The following is a 17,674-nucleotide window of genomic DNA, read 5'->3' as shown; positions in this document are numbered from 1 at the left end:
TAAGTAATTTAGCATTGCATTAAAGAATGCGCTAATATCTCTATGAAAAATATATTCTTTTTATTGCTTATTTCCGGTATGCAACCTGTACTGTCACAAACCAAACTGGAAAAAGCAATTACCAATCTTGAGAATAATTACGAACAGGAAAAGGTATACTTACTTACCGACAAATCACAATATGCAGCGGGTGATCAAATTTGGTTTAAAAGCTTCGTATTTGATGGTTACAACCGAACAGCATTATCTACCACTCTATTTGTTGAGCTGTACGATTCTGATAAAAAATTAATAGACTGGAAAACCATTCTTCTAACCAACGGTGAAGGCAGCGGAGATTTTAAACTGAAAGCGGATCTTCCGGAGCAGGTTTATTTCGTGAGAGCTTATACGCCTTATATGACCAATTTTAGTGAAGATTTTCAGGTTGTTAAAACTCTGCCAATTTATAATCCCAATTCTGCTGAATCATTAGAGATCTCTAAAAATTCTAATTGGTCTGCTAAAGCCTTTCCAGAAGGTGGAAATTTCATTAATGGAATCCCTACAAAATTTGCCGTAAGATTATCTAGCGATACTTCTTTACCCGAAAGCTGGACAGGAAAAATAATCGATTCACAAAATCCAAATGTAGCGATCACAACTTTTACATCGTTTGATAAAAATGTTGCTTCTTTTAAAATAACTCCAACTTTAGGCAAAAAATATCAAGCCATCATTCAGGATAATACAGGAAAAAAACAGACAATTGATCTACCGGAAGTTGCAAGCAGCGGTCTTAATTTAGAAGTTGTAAGCTCTAAAGATGGTGTTAAATACAGTTTAAAAGGAGTCAATTTAAAACAACAGCTCCAAAATTATAAAATTGTTGGAACCATCAATAATCATCTTGCTTATAAGGCAAATATCAATCAGCTAACTACCGAAGCTTCAAGTCTTATTCCTACTAAAATTAGTAATGGAGCTAATGTTGTTTTACAGTTAGCCATTTTTGATGAACAGGATAATTTAGTTGCAAAAAGACTTTGTTTTATCAAACCCAATAATTTAAAGGTTGAGAAAGCAGAAATTATCGGTAAAAATTTAAAGGAAACACCAAGATCTTTCAATAGTATTGATCTTTCTCCAGAGTCGTATTTTAAAAATTATACGGTTGTGGTAAGTGATGATGACGGAAGCAACAACACGGAAGATGAAAATATTTTGAGCAGTCTTTGGCTAACAGGAGATTTTACTACTAAAATAGACTCACCGGCACAATATTTTTCTAAAAATGCCAATAGTGAAGCTTTGGATGCTTTGCTTATTTCTGAAACTTGGAAAAGATTTGATTGGAATTCCGTCCTTAGCGGAGTTACACCCACCATTAAAACCAGTTCTCAAAAATTTCTTTCTTATAAAGTAAAACCAATTAAGGATAATTCTATAGTGAGAGATGCCGCTGTAACTTTAGCATTAAGATTAGGGGAAGGCCAACCGACTGTGAGTCTATTTAAAACCGATCAAAATGGATATGTTTATTTAGACAACCTTAACTTCAATGAACCTTTGGGTATTTCATTATTTGTAAATCAGGAAAAAGATAAAGAATCAAGTACTGATAATTTATTCGTCACAGTGGAGCCTTTAGTAAATCCCACACAATTTAAAGGCAATTTCCCTAGTACAAAATATAAGCTGGTAAAAGCTACTGAGAATAAAAAGCTTTCTACAACGATCTCCAGAGCCATCAATACTCAGAAAAACAATAGAAAAACAGAGAATGTTGATGTACAAATTGAAGAAGTAAAATTAGTAGGAAAAAAACAAGATCCAAAAGAAGAATTAAACAAGCAACTTTCTACCGGAATGTTTAATTCTATGAATTCTACTATATTTGATTTTGTAAATGAAAACCAAAATGCTGCTTTATCAACCAATATATTAGATTGGTTGCAAGGAAGAGCTGCCGGATTAACATTTCAAAGAAATGGCTCAGGTGAGAATGTTCCTTACATTCGAGGCAGTCAAGCTAAGTTATATTTAGATGAAATGCCTTCTGACGCTAGTATGATTGCAAGTATTCCTATCAGCAATATTGCGATGGTGAAAGTCATAAAAGAATCAGGATTAATAGGTAATGCGGTACTAATCTATACCATGAGGGGGGATTTGAAATCTAAAAATACCGAAAAAGAAACCAAAAAAAATAACTTAGCTATAGTAAAAGGTTATGATAAGCCGTCTGAATTTCCTATTGAAATGTTAGACGATTCTACAGCCAAAGTCGAAAATGATACTCGAGAAACCCTATATTGGAATCCGAATTTATTTGATAGCGACTACGTTCCTCCAAGAATTAAATTCTATAATAACGACAGTGCAAAACAGTATAAAGTGCTTATCATAAGCTTCGATGAAGACGACAATATTCTTTTTGATAACCAAATTTTAAAATAATTTATTGCTTTAAATAAAAAAATCTGTCTCAGTTGTGAGACAGATTTTTTTATTTTGTATTGAATATTTTTAAACCAAAAATTTATTATTCATACTTCCAAACGCCCGAAATTTCTAATAAAGTCAATCCCGGCTGTTTTTCACCATAGCTGAAAACACAGATGTATTTTGAATGACAAGAAGAACAATCTGTCCCAAAATAAAGCGTTGGCAGATCATGTACCGTCAACTCTCCAAAATGTTGCATTCTGCTTGAAGTTTCGGAGACAATTTTGTTATTTAATAATTCACTTTTAGATAAAACTTTGTCTTCGCTGTAAATTTGAAGAATCGGAAACCCGGATTCGTAAGGTTTTATTTCGATTGAATTTTCGGAACCGCAACTGCAACACGTAAATTTTGTTACAGCGGATGGAATAATTTCATCATTGCTAAAAAAGCTCTTTGCGACAAGAGCTTTTTCAAGAATATTTATTTTTTTTGATATTGAATACATTTCAATTTATTTATTACTGAATAACCGTCCCTGCTAAGTTATTGTATTTTCCACTCGGACTTTTTTTGATGGTAACTTTTATATAACCTTCCTGCGCCAGTTTATTCCATGTTTTCTGATAACCGGTTGCAGGATCTATTGAAATTTTCCACATCGTTTGTTTCCCTTTTCCCACCTGGCCGAACCAAGGAATAATATCTGCCGTTTGAGATTTGAAAGGTAATAAATTATTCAAAACATCAATCTCATAATAGAAATCATATTTATTTTCTTCTTGATTCAAAGCTCTTTGACTAAAAGTATACACATATCCGTTTACGATCGGACTTGTAAAACTTCCTCCCAAATTAGGAATTCCGGTTCCAGTGTAGCTACCGATTGCTCCGCTGTATCTGTCGAATTTTTGACCCATTGTAAGAGGAACTTCATCCACGATATTGTATCCGCCGTTTGCAGGAGGCCATCCCCCATTTAAGTTATTAGTTTTAAATAAAGTTTCTAGTTCACTCCATTTACCTAGCTTGTACAGATCAAATGCTTGGTTCCTTATGGGCTGACTTACCGTTCCGCCAGTGTCATACGTTAATGCAAATTCATCCGCATTTTTGTAGAATACATGGGTAACACCTCCCGTTTCATCAACAACTTCGTCTCTATCAGAACTACAAGAAACTGACAACAATGTGACCGATAAAAACAGGACATACTTAAAAAGATTTTTCATAATGGTATATTAATTTTATTTGAATTTTAAAAATAAAAACAGCCTCCAAATCATCGACTTCAAGGCTGTCTAACTAATGACCTTAACTAATTGAATTCTATGATATTCTAAATTATATTTTGTGAAAAGTGAAAAGTTTTTGATCGGTAAATTATTAAAGTACAATTCCCTACTCAAACAATATTTCTTGAAATATGACATAATAAATTCATGATTAATTGTTTTGCTTTTGTTTAAATAATTAGAGTTTTTTCTGTTTTAATATGCTCCAAATCAAACACTTTATTATATTAATTAATCATATTTAATTGGAAAAAATTGAAAAATTTTCAAACAATAGGTTTGACACAATCAGCACAATATAAATACTCTCGTTTAAGTGATAAATTTAAGTCAAAAAAATTAAATATTAATGAATATTTTAAAAATAATTTATTAATTACATTTTAAATTCAGTAATAAAGCATAATAACAATATAATTCTCACATAATTTCTTATTTGTTAAGATTTTAATAATGAAATTAAAGTGAATTTTATTCCCTAAAAAAAGCCTCCAAATACAAGATTTAAAGGCTTTTACATTAAAATATAAAGAAAAATTATATGAAATTACTTCCCATGCGCAGCTACCGAAACCTCTTTCCACTCTTCAAATCCGGCAAGACGTTCCTCATAAATCTTTTTCACACTTGGATAAGCCATTTTCCCGAGCAATAATCTCAATGGAGGATTTTCTGCGTCTACCAATTTTACGATAGCATCGGCAGTAGCTTCAGGATCTCCGAAAATATCAGGAGTCGCACTTGCCATAAACGCTTCTTTGATCGGATTATAAACATCAATAGATTCTGTCTGAGCAGCCGAAGCACCCGACCAATCTGTAGCAAAACCGTTGGGTTCTACCAGAGAAATTTTAATCCCAAATCCTGAAACTTCTGTTGCTAATGTTTCGCTAAAACCTTCTACAGCAAATTTTGAAGCATTGTACAAACCTAAAATCGGCAATGTTATCAACCCTAAATAACTTGAAACCTGAATAATATGACCCGATTTCTGCGCTCTCATGATCGGAAGAATAGCCTGCGTCATCCATAAAGTTCCAAAAAAGTTTGTCTCCATCTGACCTCTCGCCTGCTCTTCTGTTGTTTCTTCAACCGCTCCGAAAAGCCCATAACCCGCATTATTAATTAAAACATCAATTCTTCCGAAATGTTCGTTTGCTTTTTTTACAGTTTCAAAGGCTGCGTTACGATCTGTTACGTCTAATTGCAACGGAAATATATTTTCTCCGTATTGATCTACCAAATCTTTAAGATCATTTGTATTTCTCGCTGTTGCGACAACTTTATCACCTCTTTTTAAAAATTTTTCAGCCCAGATTTTTCCAAATCCTCTTGATGCACCTGTTATTAAAATACTTTTGCCATTTTTTTAATTTAATTGTTAATCCTTTTAATTCTATTGTTGTTATGATTTGCATTAATGCTTTCAAAAGCATAATTTTGTAGTTGCAAATTGCAAGTGCAAATATAAATACAATTACTTTCAATTTGCAAGTAATTTTTAATTGATTTCATAAATGAAAGATATATCACAACGCTCAACATGCCCTGTCAGCTTTTCACTTGATTTTTTTGGTGACAAATGGACTTTGCTTATTGTAAGAGATATGATCTTAAAAGGATATACAACTTTTGGAGATTTTCAGCAATCCGATGAAGGTATCGCTACGAATATATTGACCGACCGGTTAAAAATGCTGGAGAAATACGGTTTTGTAATAAAATATCCGCTCGCCGGAAAAGCCCGTACAGGATATTGCCTTACAGAAAAAGGAATAAGTCTAATTCCCGTTGTTATTGAATTGGCGATCTGGGGATCAGATTTTGAATGTACAGAAGACACTTTAAATGTTGCTCCGAAAATTGAAAAAGGCAAAGACGCTTACATTCAACAATTAAAAAAAGAACTGACAGCAACTTTAGAAGCAAAAAAACTGTTGATTGCAAAATAGTTTTAATTAGAAACAAACCATTTTCAAAATTCAAATAAAACAATTTTTAATTATCTTTATTTCTCTTAAAATAATAACCAAATTAATTTGAAATTACCTTTTTCTTATTACCAAAATCCAGATGTACTTTTTCTGGCAAAAGACCTTTTGGGCAAAGTACTTTTCACCGACATTGATGGTAAAATTACAGCAGGGATAATTGTAGAAACAGAAGCGTATTTTGGGATTCACGATAAAGCTTCCCACGCGTACGCTGGAAAACGAACTGACAGAACCGAAATAATGTATGCTCAAGGTGGGATTTCTTATGTTTATTTATGCTACGGCATTCATCACCTTTTCAACGTTGTAACTTCCGTTGAAAATGAGCCTCATGCTGTACTGATAAGAGCCGTTGAGCCGTTACTTGGTCAGGAAATAATGGAACTCAGAAGAAATATGCCTTCCACAAAAGCGATAATTTCATCCGGTCCGGGTTCTGCGGCAAAAGCTTTGGGAATTGACCGTTCTTTCAACAAAAAAGAACTTACCAGAGAAGAGATCTGGATTGAAGATCATAACATTAGGTATAATTCCGATGACATTGTTGCAACTCCACGTGTTGGCGTCGCGTACGCTCAGGAAGATGCTTTTTTGCCATGGCGATTTTTCGTTAAAGGCAATAAATATGTGAGCAAGCCTAATAAGATATAATAAGAAATCTATTCTTCAAGATGCTGAATTTAATTATTAAATAGATCAATTATGACTCCATAAATATCAAAAATTTCTACAATATTTTTAAAATTTTAACCTTTTAAATACATTAGATATCATTTTAGAATTTTCCATGAAAAATGGCTTGATTTTAGATAAGCATTAACTTATTATCGCTACTTATATCTAAAAAACATTGATAAAATCAAAATTATCGATTTATGGAAAAGTTTAAAAAAATAATTTTGAAAATTCTAAAATGGACGGGAATTTCAATAGCCTCAATTCTATTTTTGATGTTTATTATTCCTATTCTGTTTCCCGGAACTATTTCTGAGCAGGTAAAAATATTTGCCAATCAACATCTTGCCGGAAAACTAGATTATAAAAAAACACATCTTACATTTTTCAGACACTTTCCTTCGCTTACAGTTTCTGTGGATGACCTTATTTTACAGGGTTCAAAACCTTTTCAGAACGATACTTTATTGGCCGCAAAAGAAGTTGCTGTAGGAATTAATTTAAAAAATCTGATCTTTAATCGTGAAGTTAAGATCGATGAAATATACGTAACAGATGCTTACGCCAATGTTTTTGTAAACACAAAAGGTGAAGCAAATTACAACGTTTACATTTCAAAACCTTCATCGGCACCGAAAGACACCACAGAAGCTGGTACCTCTATAAAACTGGATCTTATAAAAATTAAAAATAGCCATGTAAAATATATTGATCATGCTGCCAGAATTTTAGTTGATGCTAAAGGATTGAATTACACAGGAAAAGGTGGATTAAGTGAAGACATTTTTGACCTCGAAACCAATCTTGATATTGACAAAGTAGATTTCAGTCTTAACAGAATCTATTACGCAAAACAAAAGAAATTACATGCAGATCTTATTACAAGAATCAATACCAATGCCTTAACTTTTGTTTTAAGAAAGAACGAATTAAGGGTGAATGATTTACCATTAAAATTCATTGGTTCCGCAAGTATTCTGAAAGACGGATACGATCTCGACATTAAAGCTGCTTCCGAAAAAACAACCATTCGTGAAATGATCTCTGTTTTACCACCGCAATATCTGGATTGGGCAAAAGACACCAAAATTGAAGGAAATAGTGATCTATATTTTAATGTAAAAGGAAGATTTAGCGAGCCAAAAAACCTTAAACCAAGAGTCAAAGTTCGACTTTTAGTTAAAAACGGATTTATCTCTAACGGAAAAGCGCCTGTTCCAATGAATAATCTGAATATGGATTTGAATATTGATCTTCCATCATTAGATACTGATCAATTGGGAATAGATCTTAAAAAATTAAGTTTCGACCTTGGTCCGAATAATAAATTTCTTGCCTATGTAAGAACAAAAGGTCTCAAAGAAATGAATGTAAATGCCAACATCAGAGGTGCTGTAAACCTTCAGACACTGCAACAGGCATTAGGATTAAAGGATATTGAAGTACGCGGTTTGATGGATACCAACATCAAAGCCAACGGAATTTTTAGTATGGATAAAAAACTGTTTCCAAAAACCAATGGATATATCAATCTTAAAGATGGTTTTGTGAAGACTAAGTATTACCCTAACCCTATTCAAAATATCAATTTGGTGGCTAATATTATCAATACTGATGGAACTTTCAAGAGTCTTCGAGTAAAATTGGATCCTTTTAAGTTTGATTTTGAGGGAAATCCGGTTTTCATTAATGCTGACCTGCAAAATTTTGAAGATTTGCTGTATAAAGTGAAAGCAAAAGGAGTTTTAAATGTCGGCAGAATTTACAAAGTTTTTGCTAAAAAAGGCTTAGACATCAGCGGATTGATCATGGCCGATCTTTCATTGAACGGTCGACAAAGTTACGCAACAACTGGTCAATACAGCAAACTCGACAACAAAGGAACTTTAATTCTTAAAAATATAAAAGCCACAACAGAATATCTTCCGAAATCATTCTACATAAAAGAAGGAAATTTTCAGTTTGAGAATGAAAAAATGTGGTTCAGAAAGTTTTTTGCAACTTATGGAAAATCAGATTTTGCTTTAAATGGCTATCTTTTAAACACCATTAATTATTTCATTGAAAGAAAAGGAACCCTTCACGGAAAATTTGTAATGAATTCCAATTATATTTTGGTTGATGAATTTATGGCCTTGAAAAGTGGTGACAATACCGACAAATCAATCGAAGTAGAATATGCAAAAGTAGAAAACCCGAAAAGCAGTGGTGTTGTGATCGTTCCGAAAAACCTTGATGTTTCTCTCGAAGCAAATGCTAAAAAAGTTGAATTTAAAGGATTAGGTTTAAATCATCTTAAAGGATTAGCTTCTGTAACCAAAGGTCAGGTTTATCTTAAAAATACCTCTTTCGACATTATCGGAAGCCGTATGAATATTGATGCGCGTTATCAGGATGAATCTCCGTTGACTGCCAATTATGATGTGGCGCTTAAAGTTCAGGATTTTGATGTTCAGAGAGCATACAAAGAAATCGATATGGTTCGTGAAATGGCTACCGCAGCAAAGGACGTAAAAGGAATTGTATCGTTGGATTATAAATTAAAAGGCGATTTTGATAAAAATATGAGCCCAATTTATCCGTCATTAGAAGGTGGTGGAATTGTAAACCTTCGTGATGTTGAAGTTAAAAACCTAAAAATGCTTTCAGCTGTTGGCGATAATATTGGCTCCAAAGGTTTTGACAATCCTGATATGAAAGGGGTAAACATTGAAACTCATATTAAAAATAATTTGATTCATGTTGATAAATTCACGTTTAAAGTTTCTGTTTTAAGACCTTCAATCAGTGGAACTACAAGCTTCAACGGATTATTGGATCTCCAAATCAGAGTTGGACTTCCACCTGGTGGATGGATTGGTTTTCCGATTGTTGTAACAGGAACTCATGAAAAACCGAAAATCAAGATTTTTAGCAAAAAAGGTCAGGGAATTATAGCGGCTTTGTATAATAAAAAATCAAACAAGCTGATTCGCGCAGAAAAACGTGCAGAGAAAAAAACGAAACGTCAGCACCGTAAAGATCAGGAAGCTCAAGAGCAAAAAGCTAAAAAAGCAGAAAAACAGATCACTAAAGATCTAAAGAAAAAATAAAAAAAGACTGTCTGAAAATGACAGTCTTTTTTGGTAAATGCTGTAAAATTTTGTTGGAAATTCGCAAAGACACAAAGATTTTAATCTTCATACTGTTTTTAAGGCGCAAGAAAATCAAAGATTTTCAATAATCATTCAGAATAAAAAGCTGTAAATTTTATCGAAGATAAAATCCTTGCGCCTTAAAACACAATCATGTAAATACCTTGCGCCTTTGCGATTCTCCAACAAAATAAAAGTTTAAACAAAATTTAAAAATCCAAAAACTGATCAGAAAGTCTTTTCCATTGAATTTTTGAAACACCAAACATTCCGCCAACGGCGATTGAGAAGTTTCTTATTTTATCTAAAAAATTGGCGTTCCAATTCGGGCTTTCATTTCTGCCATAAACAGCTGCTTTAATATAATTTTCACTTCTTGAGATCATGAAACTTGAAGTAGCTTCATTGGAATAAAAATGAGCAATATGATTACTTTTTTTTCCTGGAATTATCGAAGGTCTGCAAATAATCAATAAATTTTCAAGTTCATTTTTATTGATATAATTTTCACTTATTTCTATAATCTCGACCCAATCGTAACCTTTTGCTTCAAAACCTCCCGGTCCGGGAATATCAATTCTGATAAAATTTCCAACTTTTGGAAGTCTCTCCACATAATTCCCTAGAGAATCATGAAGTCTGAAATCGGCAAAGCCTTCTCCACAATAGTTTTTCCATTGATTAACAGACAAAAATCTTTCTTTTAAAATAGCATATTGTGCAATTGTTTTTTCCGGATTATCATATTGTTTTATGCTTTCAGTATCATGAAAACCACCTTTTTTCTGCAACGGAATTCCGGGAATCTGTTTAGGTTTCATAATTAATATTTAATGATTAAAACTGTTAGAAAGTCGGTCAAGGATTATTTAACCTAAAAAAACAAAACCATCTTTCACGAATGTCCTTCGACAAAAGTTATTCAATGGCTTTGTTTGTATTTATTGATGAATTTAAAAGTTAAAAATAGCTTTCAAAATCACTCTTTACTTAAAAATATTAAGCAGGATTATTTCTCTCTTTTTCAAACTCCCAAACTCTGTGATTGGCGACAGCTTTAATAAAAGCAGCATCGGAATCTTTACCATCAGAAGTAATAATTGCCGGATCATCATGCTTTTTATCGTTTACATGACTGGCTTTAAAGATGTCATCCGTTTCATTTCCGAAATAGATTGCTTTACAATGTTTGTAGGCTTCATTTACAAATAGAAGCGTTCCGGGCTTGTTATCTTCATTCATTAAATTGTCTGAAGACTGTTTTCCGCTACAGAGATAAAGTGCATCAAAACAAACACTTGCCGTACTTGTCAGAGAATGTTTAGGTTCGAAAACCGTTCCATCATCAGCTTTAACAGGTGCTAAACTTCCGGCAATAACCTGTACCACAGCACCTTTCGCTTCTAATTTAGACTGCAAAGATTTTACATCGACAGCTTTTACTCCGTTTTCCATGATAAAACCAATAATTCTGCTTTCAATTTTATCTTTAACCGTATTGGCCATGCTTAATGCTTCTGAACTTTTTGTTGAAGGTTCTTTTTCAGGACTTTGTAATGTTGAAGGATCAGCATCTGCGGGAATACTTCCGTTTGGTTGCTTTAATTCAACTACTTTTACGCCTACTTTTTTAGCAACTGTTGCTGCCAAATCTTTATTAATGAAAGCCAACTGACCTACTACTCTTTCTCGAATTGCTGGAATTGTCACTTTTGAAAGTTCAAAAATAAGCGCGTTCTGTAAATGCTGTCTTTCCGGAGTTGACTGACTGTTAAAAAACAATTTAGCCTGAGAATAATGGTCTACAAAACTTTCGCTTCTTGCGCGGATTTTTTTACCGTCAATTCTTTCATTATGAGAAGAAAATCCGCCATCTTTCATCATCGCCTGAAAAGGACATCCGCCACCAATAGAATTGGGTTCATAGCTTACTTTTCCTTTTACAATCTGCTGACGCATGTGCCCGTCACGTTGGTTATTATGAACATCATTTAAAGAACGGTTGATCGGGATCTCATGGAAATTTGGAGATCCTAAACGGGATAATTGAGTGTCTGTATAAGAAAATAATCTTCCCTGCAACAACGGATCATTCGTAAAATCTATTCCGGGAACCAAATGTCCGGGGTGGAATGCAATCTGCTCTGTTTCAGCGAAAAAGTTGTCGGGATTTCTATTTAATGTTAAAGTTCCGACCATTTGAACAGGAACTTCTTCTTCCGGAATTAATTTGGTAGGATCGAGCAAATCGAAATCAAATTTATGCTCATCTTCTTCAGGAATAATCTGCACTCCGAAATCCCATTCCGGAAAAGCCCCATTTTCAATGGCTTCCCAAAGATCTCTTCTGTGAAAATCTGAATCTTTACCTGAAATTTTAGTCGCTTCATCCCAAGCTACAGAATGCACTCCCAATTTTGGTTTAAAATGGAATTTTACAAAATGAACAACTCCTTCATCATTAATAAATTTAAAGGTATGAACTCCAAACCCTTCCATCATTCTAAAACTTCTCGGAATCGCTCTGTCGCTCATCGCCCACATAATCATGTGCATACTTTCGGGCATTAATGAAATAAAATCCCAAAAAGTATCGTGCGCGGAAGCAGCTTGCGGAATGGCATTATCCGGTTCAGGTTTTACGGCATGTACCAAATCAGGAAATTTCATTGCATCCTGAATGAAAAAGACAGGAATATTGTTTCCTACTAAATCATAATTGCCTTCTTCTGTGTAAAATTTAATAGCAAAACCTCTTACATCACGAGCCAGATCGGTACTTCCCGCGCTGCCTGCAACTGTAGAAAAACGCACAAAAACAGGCGTTTCTTTGCCTTCTTCAGATAAAAATTTTGCTTTGGTGAATTCTTTCAGGCTTTTATTTAGCTTAAAAGTTCCATGAGCTCCTGATCCACGGGCATGAACGATTCTTTCCGGAATTCTTTCATGATCAAAATGAGTGATTTTCTCACGAAGAATAAAATCTTCCAATAAACTTGGACCTCTTTCTTCCGCTTTTAAAGAATCCTGATTGTTGTTGATTTTTAAGCCCTGATTGGTCGTCAGTTTCTGATCAGCATTGTCTGTAGTGTGATTTTGAAGCTGATCTACCTTTTCGTTAGGCGGCGTTTTTGGGTCTTTCATAGTATATATTTTAGTAGTTAAGTGTGTATAATTGGTGTGTGATTTTACTATTTAAAAAAGATCATAATCATTTGAAATAGTTGTCAAATATTGATTTCATAACGAATTGAGTATTTACACGAATTTATTAATCAAACATTTTAAATAATGATGTATAATCTACTCAAAGCTACACTTTTAATCATTCATTATTTGATAATATGGTACGTTAATTTCTTATTTTTCTAAACTCGTTTGAAATAAAATCTATGATTTATATATCATAAAGAAATCTGATAAAAACAATTCCTTTAAAATCAGCAAAATAAAGCTGAAAAACTCACCAAACGAAATGATTGTGATGATGAAATCTCATTAATTCGGTAATATTCAAAAACAAAAAACCTCGTTGGTACTGTTACTAACAAGGTTTCTCTATCTAAATTCTCCTCATAAAGAGGAATTTTTTCTATTTTTTAATCGCCTTACTGTTTAAAGTAACATCAGCGACTTTTGATAATAATTTATCGCATATTTTCTCTTCATTTAACGTTGCCAGAAGATTTTTCAAGCAAGTTTTCTCTTTAAGAACCTTAGCATAAGCTGCGAGTGTCCCGTAAGTTGCGATCTCGTAATGTTCTACTTTTTGTGCCGCAGCGATGATTCCTGCATCTCTTACAGCTCCGGGCTCGGTTTCTTCCATGATGCCTTTGCCTTCGTCTAATAGCCCTTGCATTGCATCGCATTTTTTAGCCTGAGCTTTTTTACCCAATGAAGCAAAACATTCTTCGAGTCTTTTTACGTGTATATGAGTTTCGGCAAGATGCAGCTCAATCGCTGATTGTAACTTTTTATCAGTTGCATTTTTATGCATTTTTGGAAGAGCTTTCGTAAGCGCTTTTTCTGCCCAATAAATATCTTTTAAAGAATCTTCAAATAAGTCTTTTAATTCTTTAGCTGCATTTTTCTTAGCAGGAATTTTCGCTTGAGTTTTTGAAGGTGCCGTTTTTTTAACCGTCGCTTTCTTAACTGGTGTTTTAGTTTTCATAATTGATATAATTTAGTGATTAATTGTAGAATTTGTCTTGTAGCTCTAACAATTATGAGACCAAAGGTGAAAAAAATTACGATTGAATTAACATCTTATTAATTTATCATCAATTTTTTAAATGTAATAAAATCATTTTCAGAATTGTCTTATTACTAAGCTAAAATTAATAACAATAAAACAAAATGAGAAAAATATTTTTTCTAATCTTACTGACTTCATTTTTCACTACTACTCTTTCGGGACAGGAATTTAATAATCTATTTTCTACACTTTCTAAAAATAATTTATTTAACGGTAGCGTTATCATTTCCAAATCAGGAGAAACCGTTTTTTCCAATTCGTACGGGTTTTCAAATATTGAAAAGAAAGAGAAAATTAATAGTGAATCTCAGTTTACTATTGCTTCTATAACAAAAACATTTACCGCAACAGCAATCCTTCAACTTAAACAGAAAGGAAAACTCAATATTGATGATTCGGTTCAGAAATATCTTCCGGATTTTCCTTATCCAAATATCACTGTTAAACAATTACTTAATAACACTTCGGGATTGGCTCAATATTATAATTTGTTTGACACTGTCATAAAAGAACAACCAGAAAAATTAATTTCTAATCAGGATATTATACCAACATTTATTCGTTTCAAAACACCGCTTTCATTTGTTCCGGGAAGCAAATGGGAATACAACAACGTTAATTTTTGTCTTGCTGCCATGATCATCGAGAAAATATCCGGAATGAGTTATGCCAATTATTTGGAGAAAAATATTTTCAATCCTGCAAAAATGAAAGATTCATTTGTTCCGATTAACAGGAAAATCAAGAAAGAAAATCAGGTAGAATTATACACGTATCCTAACTTCTATTCCACTCAACTTGTGAATATCACTACTCAAAAAAATCCTTTTTTAATTGATGAAAAAAGTAACTTTTACGGAAACGGAGGCATCGTAAGCACAGCCGCAGACTTACAAAAATATCAAAAGGCATTGTTTAGCTATAAAATTTTAGCCAAGAAAGAATTAGACGAAGCTCTTACAGCAACGATCTTGAATGATGGAAAAAAAGTAAACTATCAAATAGACGGAAAAGAAGTAAGCTACGGTTTAGGCTGGGCAATGTACACCGATGAAAGTAACGGGAAAATTGTTTTTCATGATGGCTTTATTACCGGACTTACCAGTATCTTATTACACAACATCACTAAAAATGAAACCGTAATATTGTTATCCAGCATCGGAAACAGCCCTGTTTTTCCTATATCCAATGCTATTTTACACATAATTGGTAATAAACCTTATACAATTCCTGCACAAAATCTATCAAGGATCTATGGAGACCTGCTTGAAAGCGAAAATAAAGAAAAAGCAGATCAGCTGATTCAAGAATATCTAAAAAAACCAAGCAGCTATGAAGCCAGTGAAAATGATTTTAATCGATTAGGCTATCAATTTCTAAGGCTTAAAAAAAATGAAAATTCTTTGCAGACCTTCTATTCAGCATCATTGATTTTCCCAAAAAGCGCGAATATATTTGATAGTTATGGAGAAGCATTACTTCAATCAAATAAAAAAGAAGAAGCTCTGAAAATGTATCAAAAATCACTTGAATTAAATCCAGAAAACACCAATGCCAAAGAGATGATCAAGAAGATTGACGGACTTTTGATTAAAAAATAAGATATTTTAAAAATTTGTTCTTTATCAGTCTGTTTTCTTCACAACATATATCCTATTTTTGCAAAAAAACCAATGGACAAATTGAATTTTCTGGAAGTTATTGCAGCGATTTCCGTTTTTATATCGCTGTTACTTGCCGTATTTTTATTAACGGTAAAAACAGAAAGGAAACTAGAAAACAGATTATTTGCAGCATTCCTTATCATTAATGCAATTGATATGAGCGGAATTTTTATGCATTACTTTACTGATAGTTACAACCTGAAAACGTTCAAAATATCTGCTTACTTATTAGTAATGCCTCTTTTCTTTTTGTACGTTAATGCTGTCTGTTATTCAGATTTTAGATTAAAAAGAAAGCATTTACTGCATCTTATCCCTTTCATTGTTGTCAATTTACTTTTAGTTCCAAGACTTTATCTTGCAGAAGGTTCTCCAAAAGAATATTTTTTCAAGCATATGTGGGACTCTCCTGAAATGTTTTTTTATCAAGCTATTGCAGAACTACAGTATTTCTTTTATATCATTGGCGTATTCATGATACTCAAAAAATACAAGAAAATTTATCTTGAGAATTACACGAATCCCAACACTTTGTTATACAAATGGCTGTTTCAGCTTACAATGATTTTACTATTCATCCATGTATTTATTATTTTTAAAAATACAATACGATATACAGCATACAACGACCTGTTTATCTGGATACATATTGTGGCGGGAACTTCCTTTTTATTGGCTGCCTGCTGGTTTATATTAAAGGCATTAAATTATCCTGAGCTTTTTCGAAGAATTGATTCTACCTTACAACCGACAGAAGATTTTACTGAAACTCTCGAAACTGAAAATAAAATCGACGAAACAAAAAGTTTTCAGATTGAGCAACTTAAAAATTTCATGACTGAAAAGGAGCCTTTTTTAGAACCTTCACTAACGATTCAGGAATTGGCAGATCAGGTGAAAATTCCGGTTCGTGATTTGTCTGTTTTAATTAACCATCACATCAATCAGCATTTTTTCGATTTTGTGAATGAATATCGCGTGAAAAAAGCAATGACTATTCTAAAAGACCCTTCAAAAAAAGAATATACCGTGCTGGAAATTTTATATGAAGTGGGTTTTAATTCTAAATCTTCGTTTCATACCTCATTCAAAAAATACACGAACCAAACGCCGACAGCTTTCAGAAACAACTGATATTTAACTAATTGTAAATACTCAAACTTCGGTTTGTAGAAAGTCGGACTCATTTCAACTGGAAAAATGAGTCCGACTTTTTTTATATGGACTTATCTCAAAACTTTCTACAGCATATTTGTATCAGAAAATTCAAAGTCAAATTAATACTTAGAAACTATGAAAAAAATAAGCCTTTTTATCCTAATTCTATTATCTATATTTTGTTTCGCACAATCAAATCCCGTAAAAATTGATACCCTTTTAACCACCGAAATTGGCGGAATAAAACAAGTCATAGAAATTAAAACTGATAATGCCAACAAACCCATCCTTTTATTTTTATCGGGCGGTCCGGGAAGCTCAATGATGAAAAATGCAGACTCTTATACCAATATTTTAAAAAATAAATTCACCATAGTTCAATGGGATCAGAGAGATGCAGGAAAAACTTTAGCCTTAAATCCTTCGCCTGTGCAGCCGTCAGTTGAGCTAATGGGAAAGGATACTTATGAGGTGATCAATTTTCTATTAAAGAGATTGAATCAGAAAAAACTTTACTTATTAGGCAGCTCTTGGGGAAATGCTTTGGGTTTTTACATTGTTAGAGATCATCCGGAATTATTACATGCTTATTTTGCTGTAAATCCTGTGATCAGCCAATTAGCGAGCGAAAAAGAATTGCTTAAAACATTACAAATTCATTTTAAAGATAACCCTGTTGCCATGGAAGAATTGGAAAAAGTACATTTTCCTTTTACCAATGATGAAGAAATGTTTTATTTAAGAAAATGGCTTTTTTACAAAGATGGTAAAGAATATGTAACGACTGATGATTTCAAAAAAGGATTTCTTCAATGGTCAAAAACATGGTCACCTGCATGGAACGAAGTCATGAAAATTGACCTTCCAAAAACGTTAAAGAAAGTCGACTGTCAAATTTATTTTTTCGTCGGAAAAAATGATATTCAAACCTTGACGAGCATTACAAAACAATATTTTGAAAAAGTGAAAGCGCCTAAAAAAGATTTATTTTTATTTGAAAATTCAGGTCATCAAATTCATAAAGATGAAGCAGAAAAATTTCAAAATACAATCATTCAAACATTAGATTAAA

13 protein-coding genes are annotated in these 17,674 nt (G+C 32.9%); 7 read left to right on the top strand and 6 right to left on the bottom strand.

Features of this window, described 5'->3' with window-relative positions; genetic code table 11:
• Positions 1 to 42 precede the first annotated feature (42 nt).
• A complete protein-coding gene (locus tag SB689_RS00885; RefSeq protein WP_410690211.1) occupies positions 43 to 2,439 on the top strand; it encodes a hypothetical protein in 2,397 nt (798 codons plus the stop codon).
• A gap of 85 nt (positions 2,440 to 2,524) precedes the next feature.
• Here the strand turns inward: SB689_RS00885 and SB689_RS00880 are convergent, their stop codons facing one another.
• The 3 genes from SB689_RS00880 to SB689_RS00870 form a co-directional block, all read right to left on the bottom strand.
• Positions 2,525 to 2,935, bottom strand: a complete 411-nt coding sequence (locus SB689_RS00880) for a hypothetical protein (RefSeq protein ID WP_410690210.1) — start codon at positions 2,933 to 2,935, stop codon at positions 2,525 to 2,527.
• A gap of 13 nt (positions 2,936 to 2,948) precedes the next feature.
• Positions 2,949 to 3,659: a hypothetical protein gene (locus SB689_RS00875; RefSeq protein WP_410690209.1), complete on the bottom strand. Its 711-nt coding sequence runs from the start codon at positions 3,657 to 3,659 to the stop codon at positions 2,949 to 2,951.
• Positions 3,660 to 4,269: 610 nt separating this feature from the next.
• Positions 4,270 to 5,076, bottom strand: coding sequence for an oxidoreductase (locus SB689_RS00870; protein WP_410691275.1), 807 nt, complete (start codon positions 5,074 to 5,076; stop codon positions 4,270 to 4,272).
• A gap of 163 nt (positions 5,077 to 5,239) precedes the next feature.
• On the opposite strand from SB689_RS00870, the gene SB689_RS00865 reads away from it, so the two are divergent.
• The 3 genes from SB689_RS00865 to SB689_RS00855 all read left to right on the top strand — a co-directional run bounded on the left by SB689_RS00865 (position 5,240) and on the right by SB689_RS00855 (position 9,483).
• The gene (locus SB689_RS00865; RefSeq protein ID WP_410690208.1) at positions 5,240 to 5,674 is read left to right on the top strand and encodes a winged helix-turn-helix transcriptional regulator; all 435 of its coding nucleotides are present in this window, start codon (positions 5,240 to 5,242) and stop codon (positions 5,672 to 5,674) included.
• Between the two features lie 87 nt (positions 5,675 to 5,761).
• On the top strand, positions 5,762 to 6,367 hold the full coding sequence (locus SB689_RS00860; RefSeq protein ID WP_410690207.1) for a DNA-3-methyladenine glycosylase: 606 nt from the start codon (positions 5,762 to 5,764) through the stop codon (positions 6,365 to 6,367).
• 224 nt (positions 6,368 to 6,591) lie between these two features.
• Positions 6,592 to 9,483 carry an AsmA-like C-terminal region-containing protein gene (locus tag SB689_RS00855; protein WP_410690206.1) on the top strand — a complete coding sequence of 964 codons (2,892 nt, stop codon included), beginning with the start codon at positions 6,592 to 6,594 and terminating at the stop codon, positions 9,481 to 9,483.
• Between the two features lie 251 nt (positions 9,484 to 9,734).
• Here SB689_RS00855 and SB689_RS00850 read toward each other — a convergent pair whose 3' ends face one another.
• From SB689_RS00850 to SB689_RS00840, 3 genes are all read right to left on the bottom strand, one after another.
• Entirely contained in the window at positions 9,735 to 10,346 is a 612-nt protein-coding gene (locus tag SB689_RS00850; protein WP_410690205.1) for a hypothetical protein, read from the bottom strand.
• A gap of 178 nt (positions 10,347 to 10,524) precedes the next feature.
• A complete protein-coding gene (locus SB689_RS00845; RefSeq protein ID WP_410690204.1) occupies positions 10,525 to 12,669 on the bottom strand; it encodes a catalase in 2,145 nt (714 codons plus the stop codon).
• Positions 12,670 to 13,117: 448 nt separating this feature from the next.
• On the bottom strand, positions 13,118 to 13,696 hold the full coding sequence (locus SB689_RS00840; RefSeq protein WP_410690203.1) for a DUF892 family protein: 579 nt from the start codon (positions 13,694 to 13,696) through the stop codon (positions 13,118 to 13,120).
• Positions 13,697 to 13,881: 185 nt separating this feature from the next.
• Here SB689_RS00840 and SB689_RS00835 point away from each other — a divergent pair, with 185 nt between their 5' ends.
• The 3 genes from SB689_RS00835 (at position 13,882) to SB689_RS00825 (ending at position 17,673) form a co-directional block, all read left to right on the top strand.
• Positions 13,882 to 15,381 carry a serine hydrolase gene (locus SB689_RS00835; RefSeq protein ID WP_410690202.1) on the top strand — a complete coding sequence of 500 codons (1,500 nt, stop codon included), beginning with the start codon at positions 13,882 to 13,884 and terminating at the stop codon, positions 15,379 to 15,381.
• A gap of 72 nt (positions 15,382 to 15,453) precedes the next feature.
• Positions 15,454 to 16,578, top strand: coding sequence for a helix-turn-helix domain-containing protein (locus SB689_RS00830; RefSeq protein ID WP_410690201.1), 1,125 nt, complete (start codon positions 15,454 to 15,456; stop codon positions 16,576 to 16,578).
• Positions 16,579 to 16,737: 159 nt separating this feature from the next.
• Entirely contained in the window at positions 16,738 to 17,673 is a 936-nt protein-coding gene (locus SB689_RS00825; protein ID WP_410690200.1) for an alpha/beta fold hydrolase, read from the top strand.
• The last annotated feature ends 1 nt before the right edge of the window (position 17,674 follow it).

This window comes from Chryseobacterium sp. SIMBA_038 (genome assembly GCF_046535115.1).
Taxonomy (GTDB): domain Bacteria; phylum Bacteroidota; class Bacteroidia; order Flavobacteriales; family Weeksellaceae; genus Chryseobacterium.
This window is presented reverse-complemented; position numbering and strand designations above follow the sequence as displayed.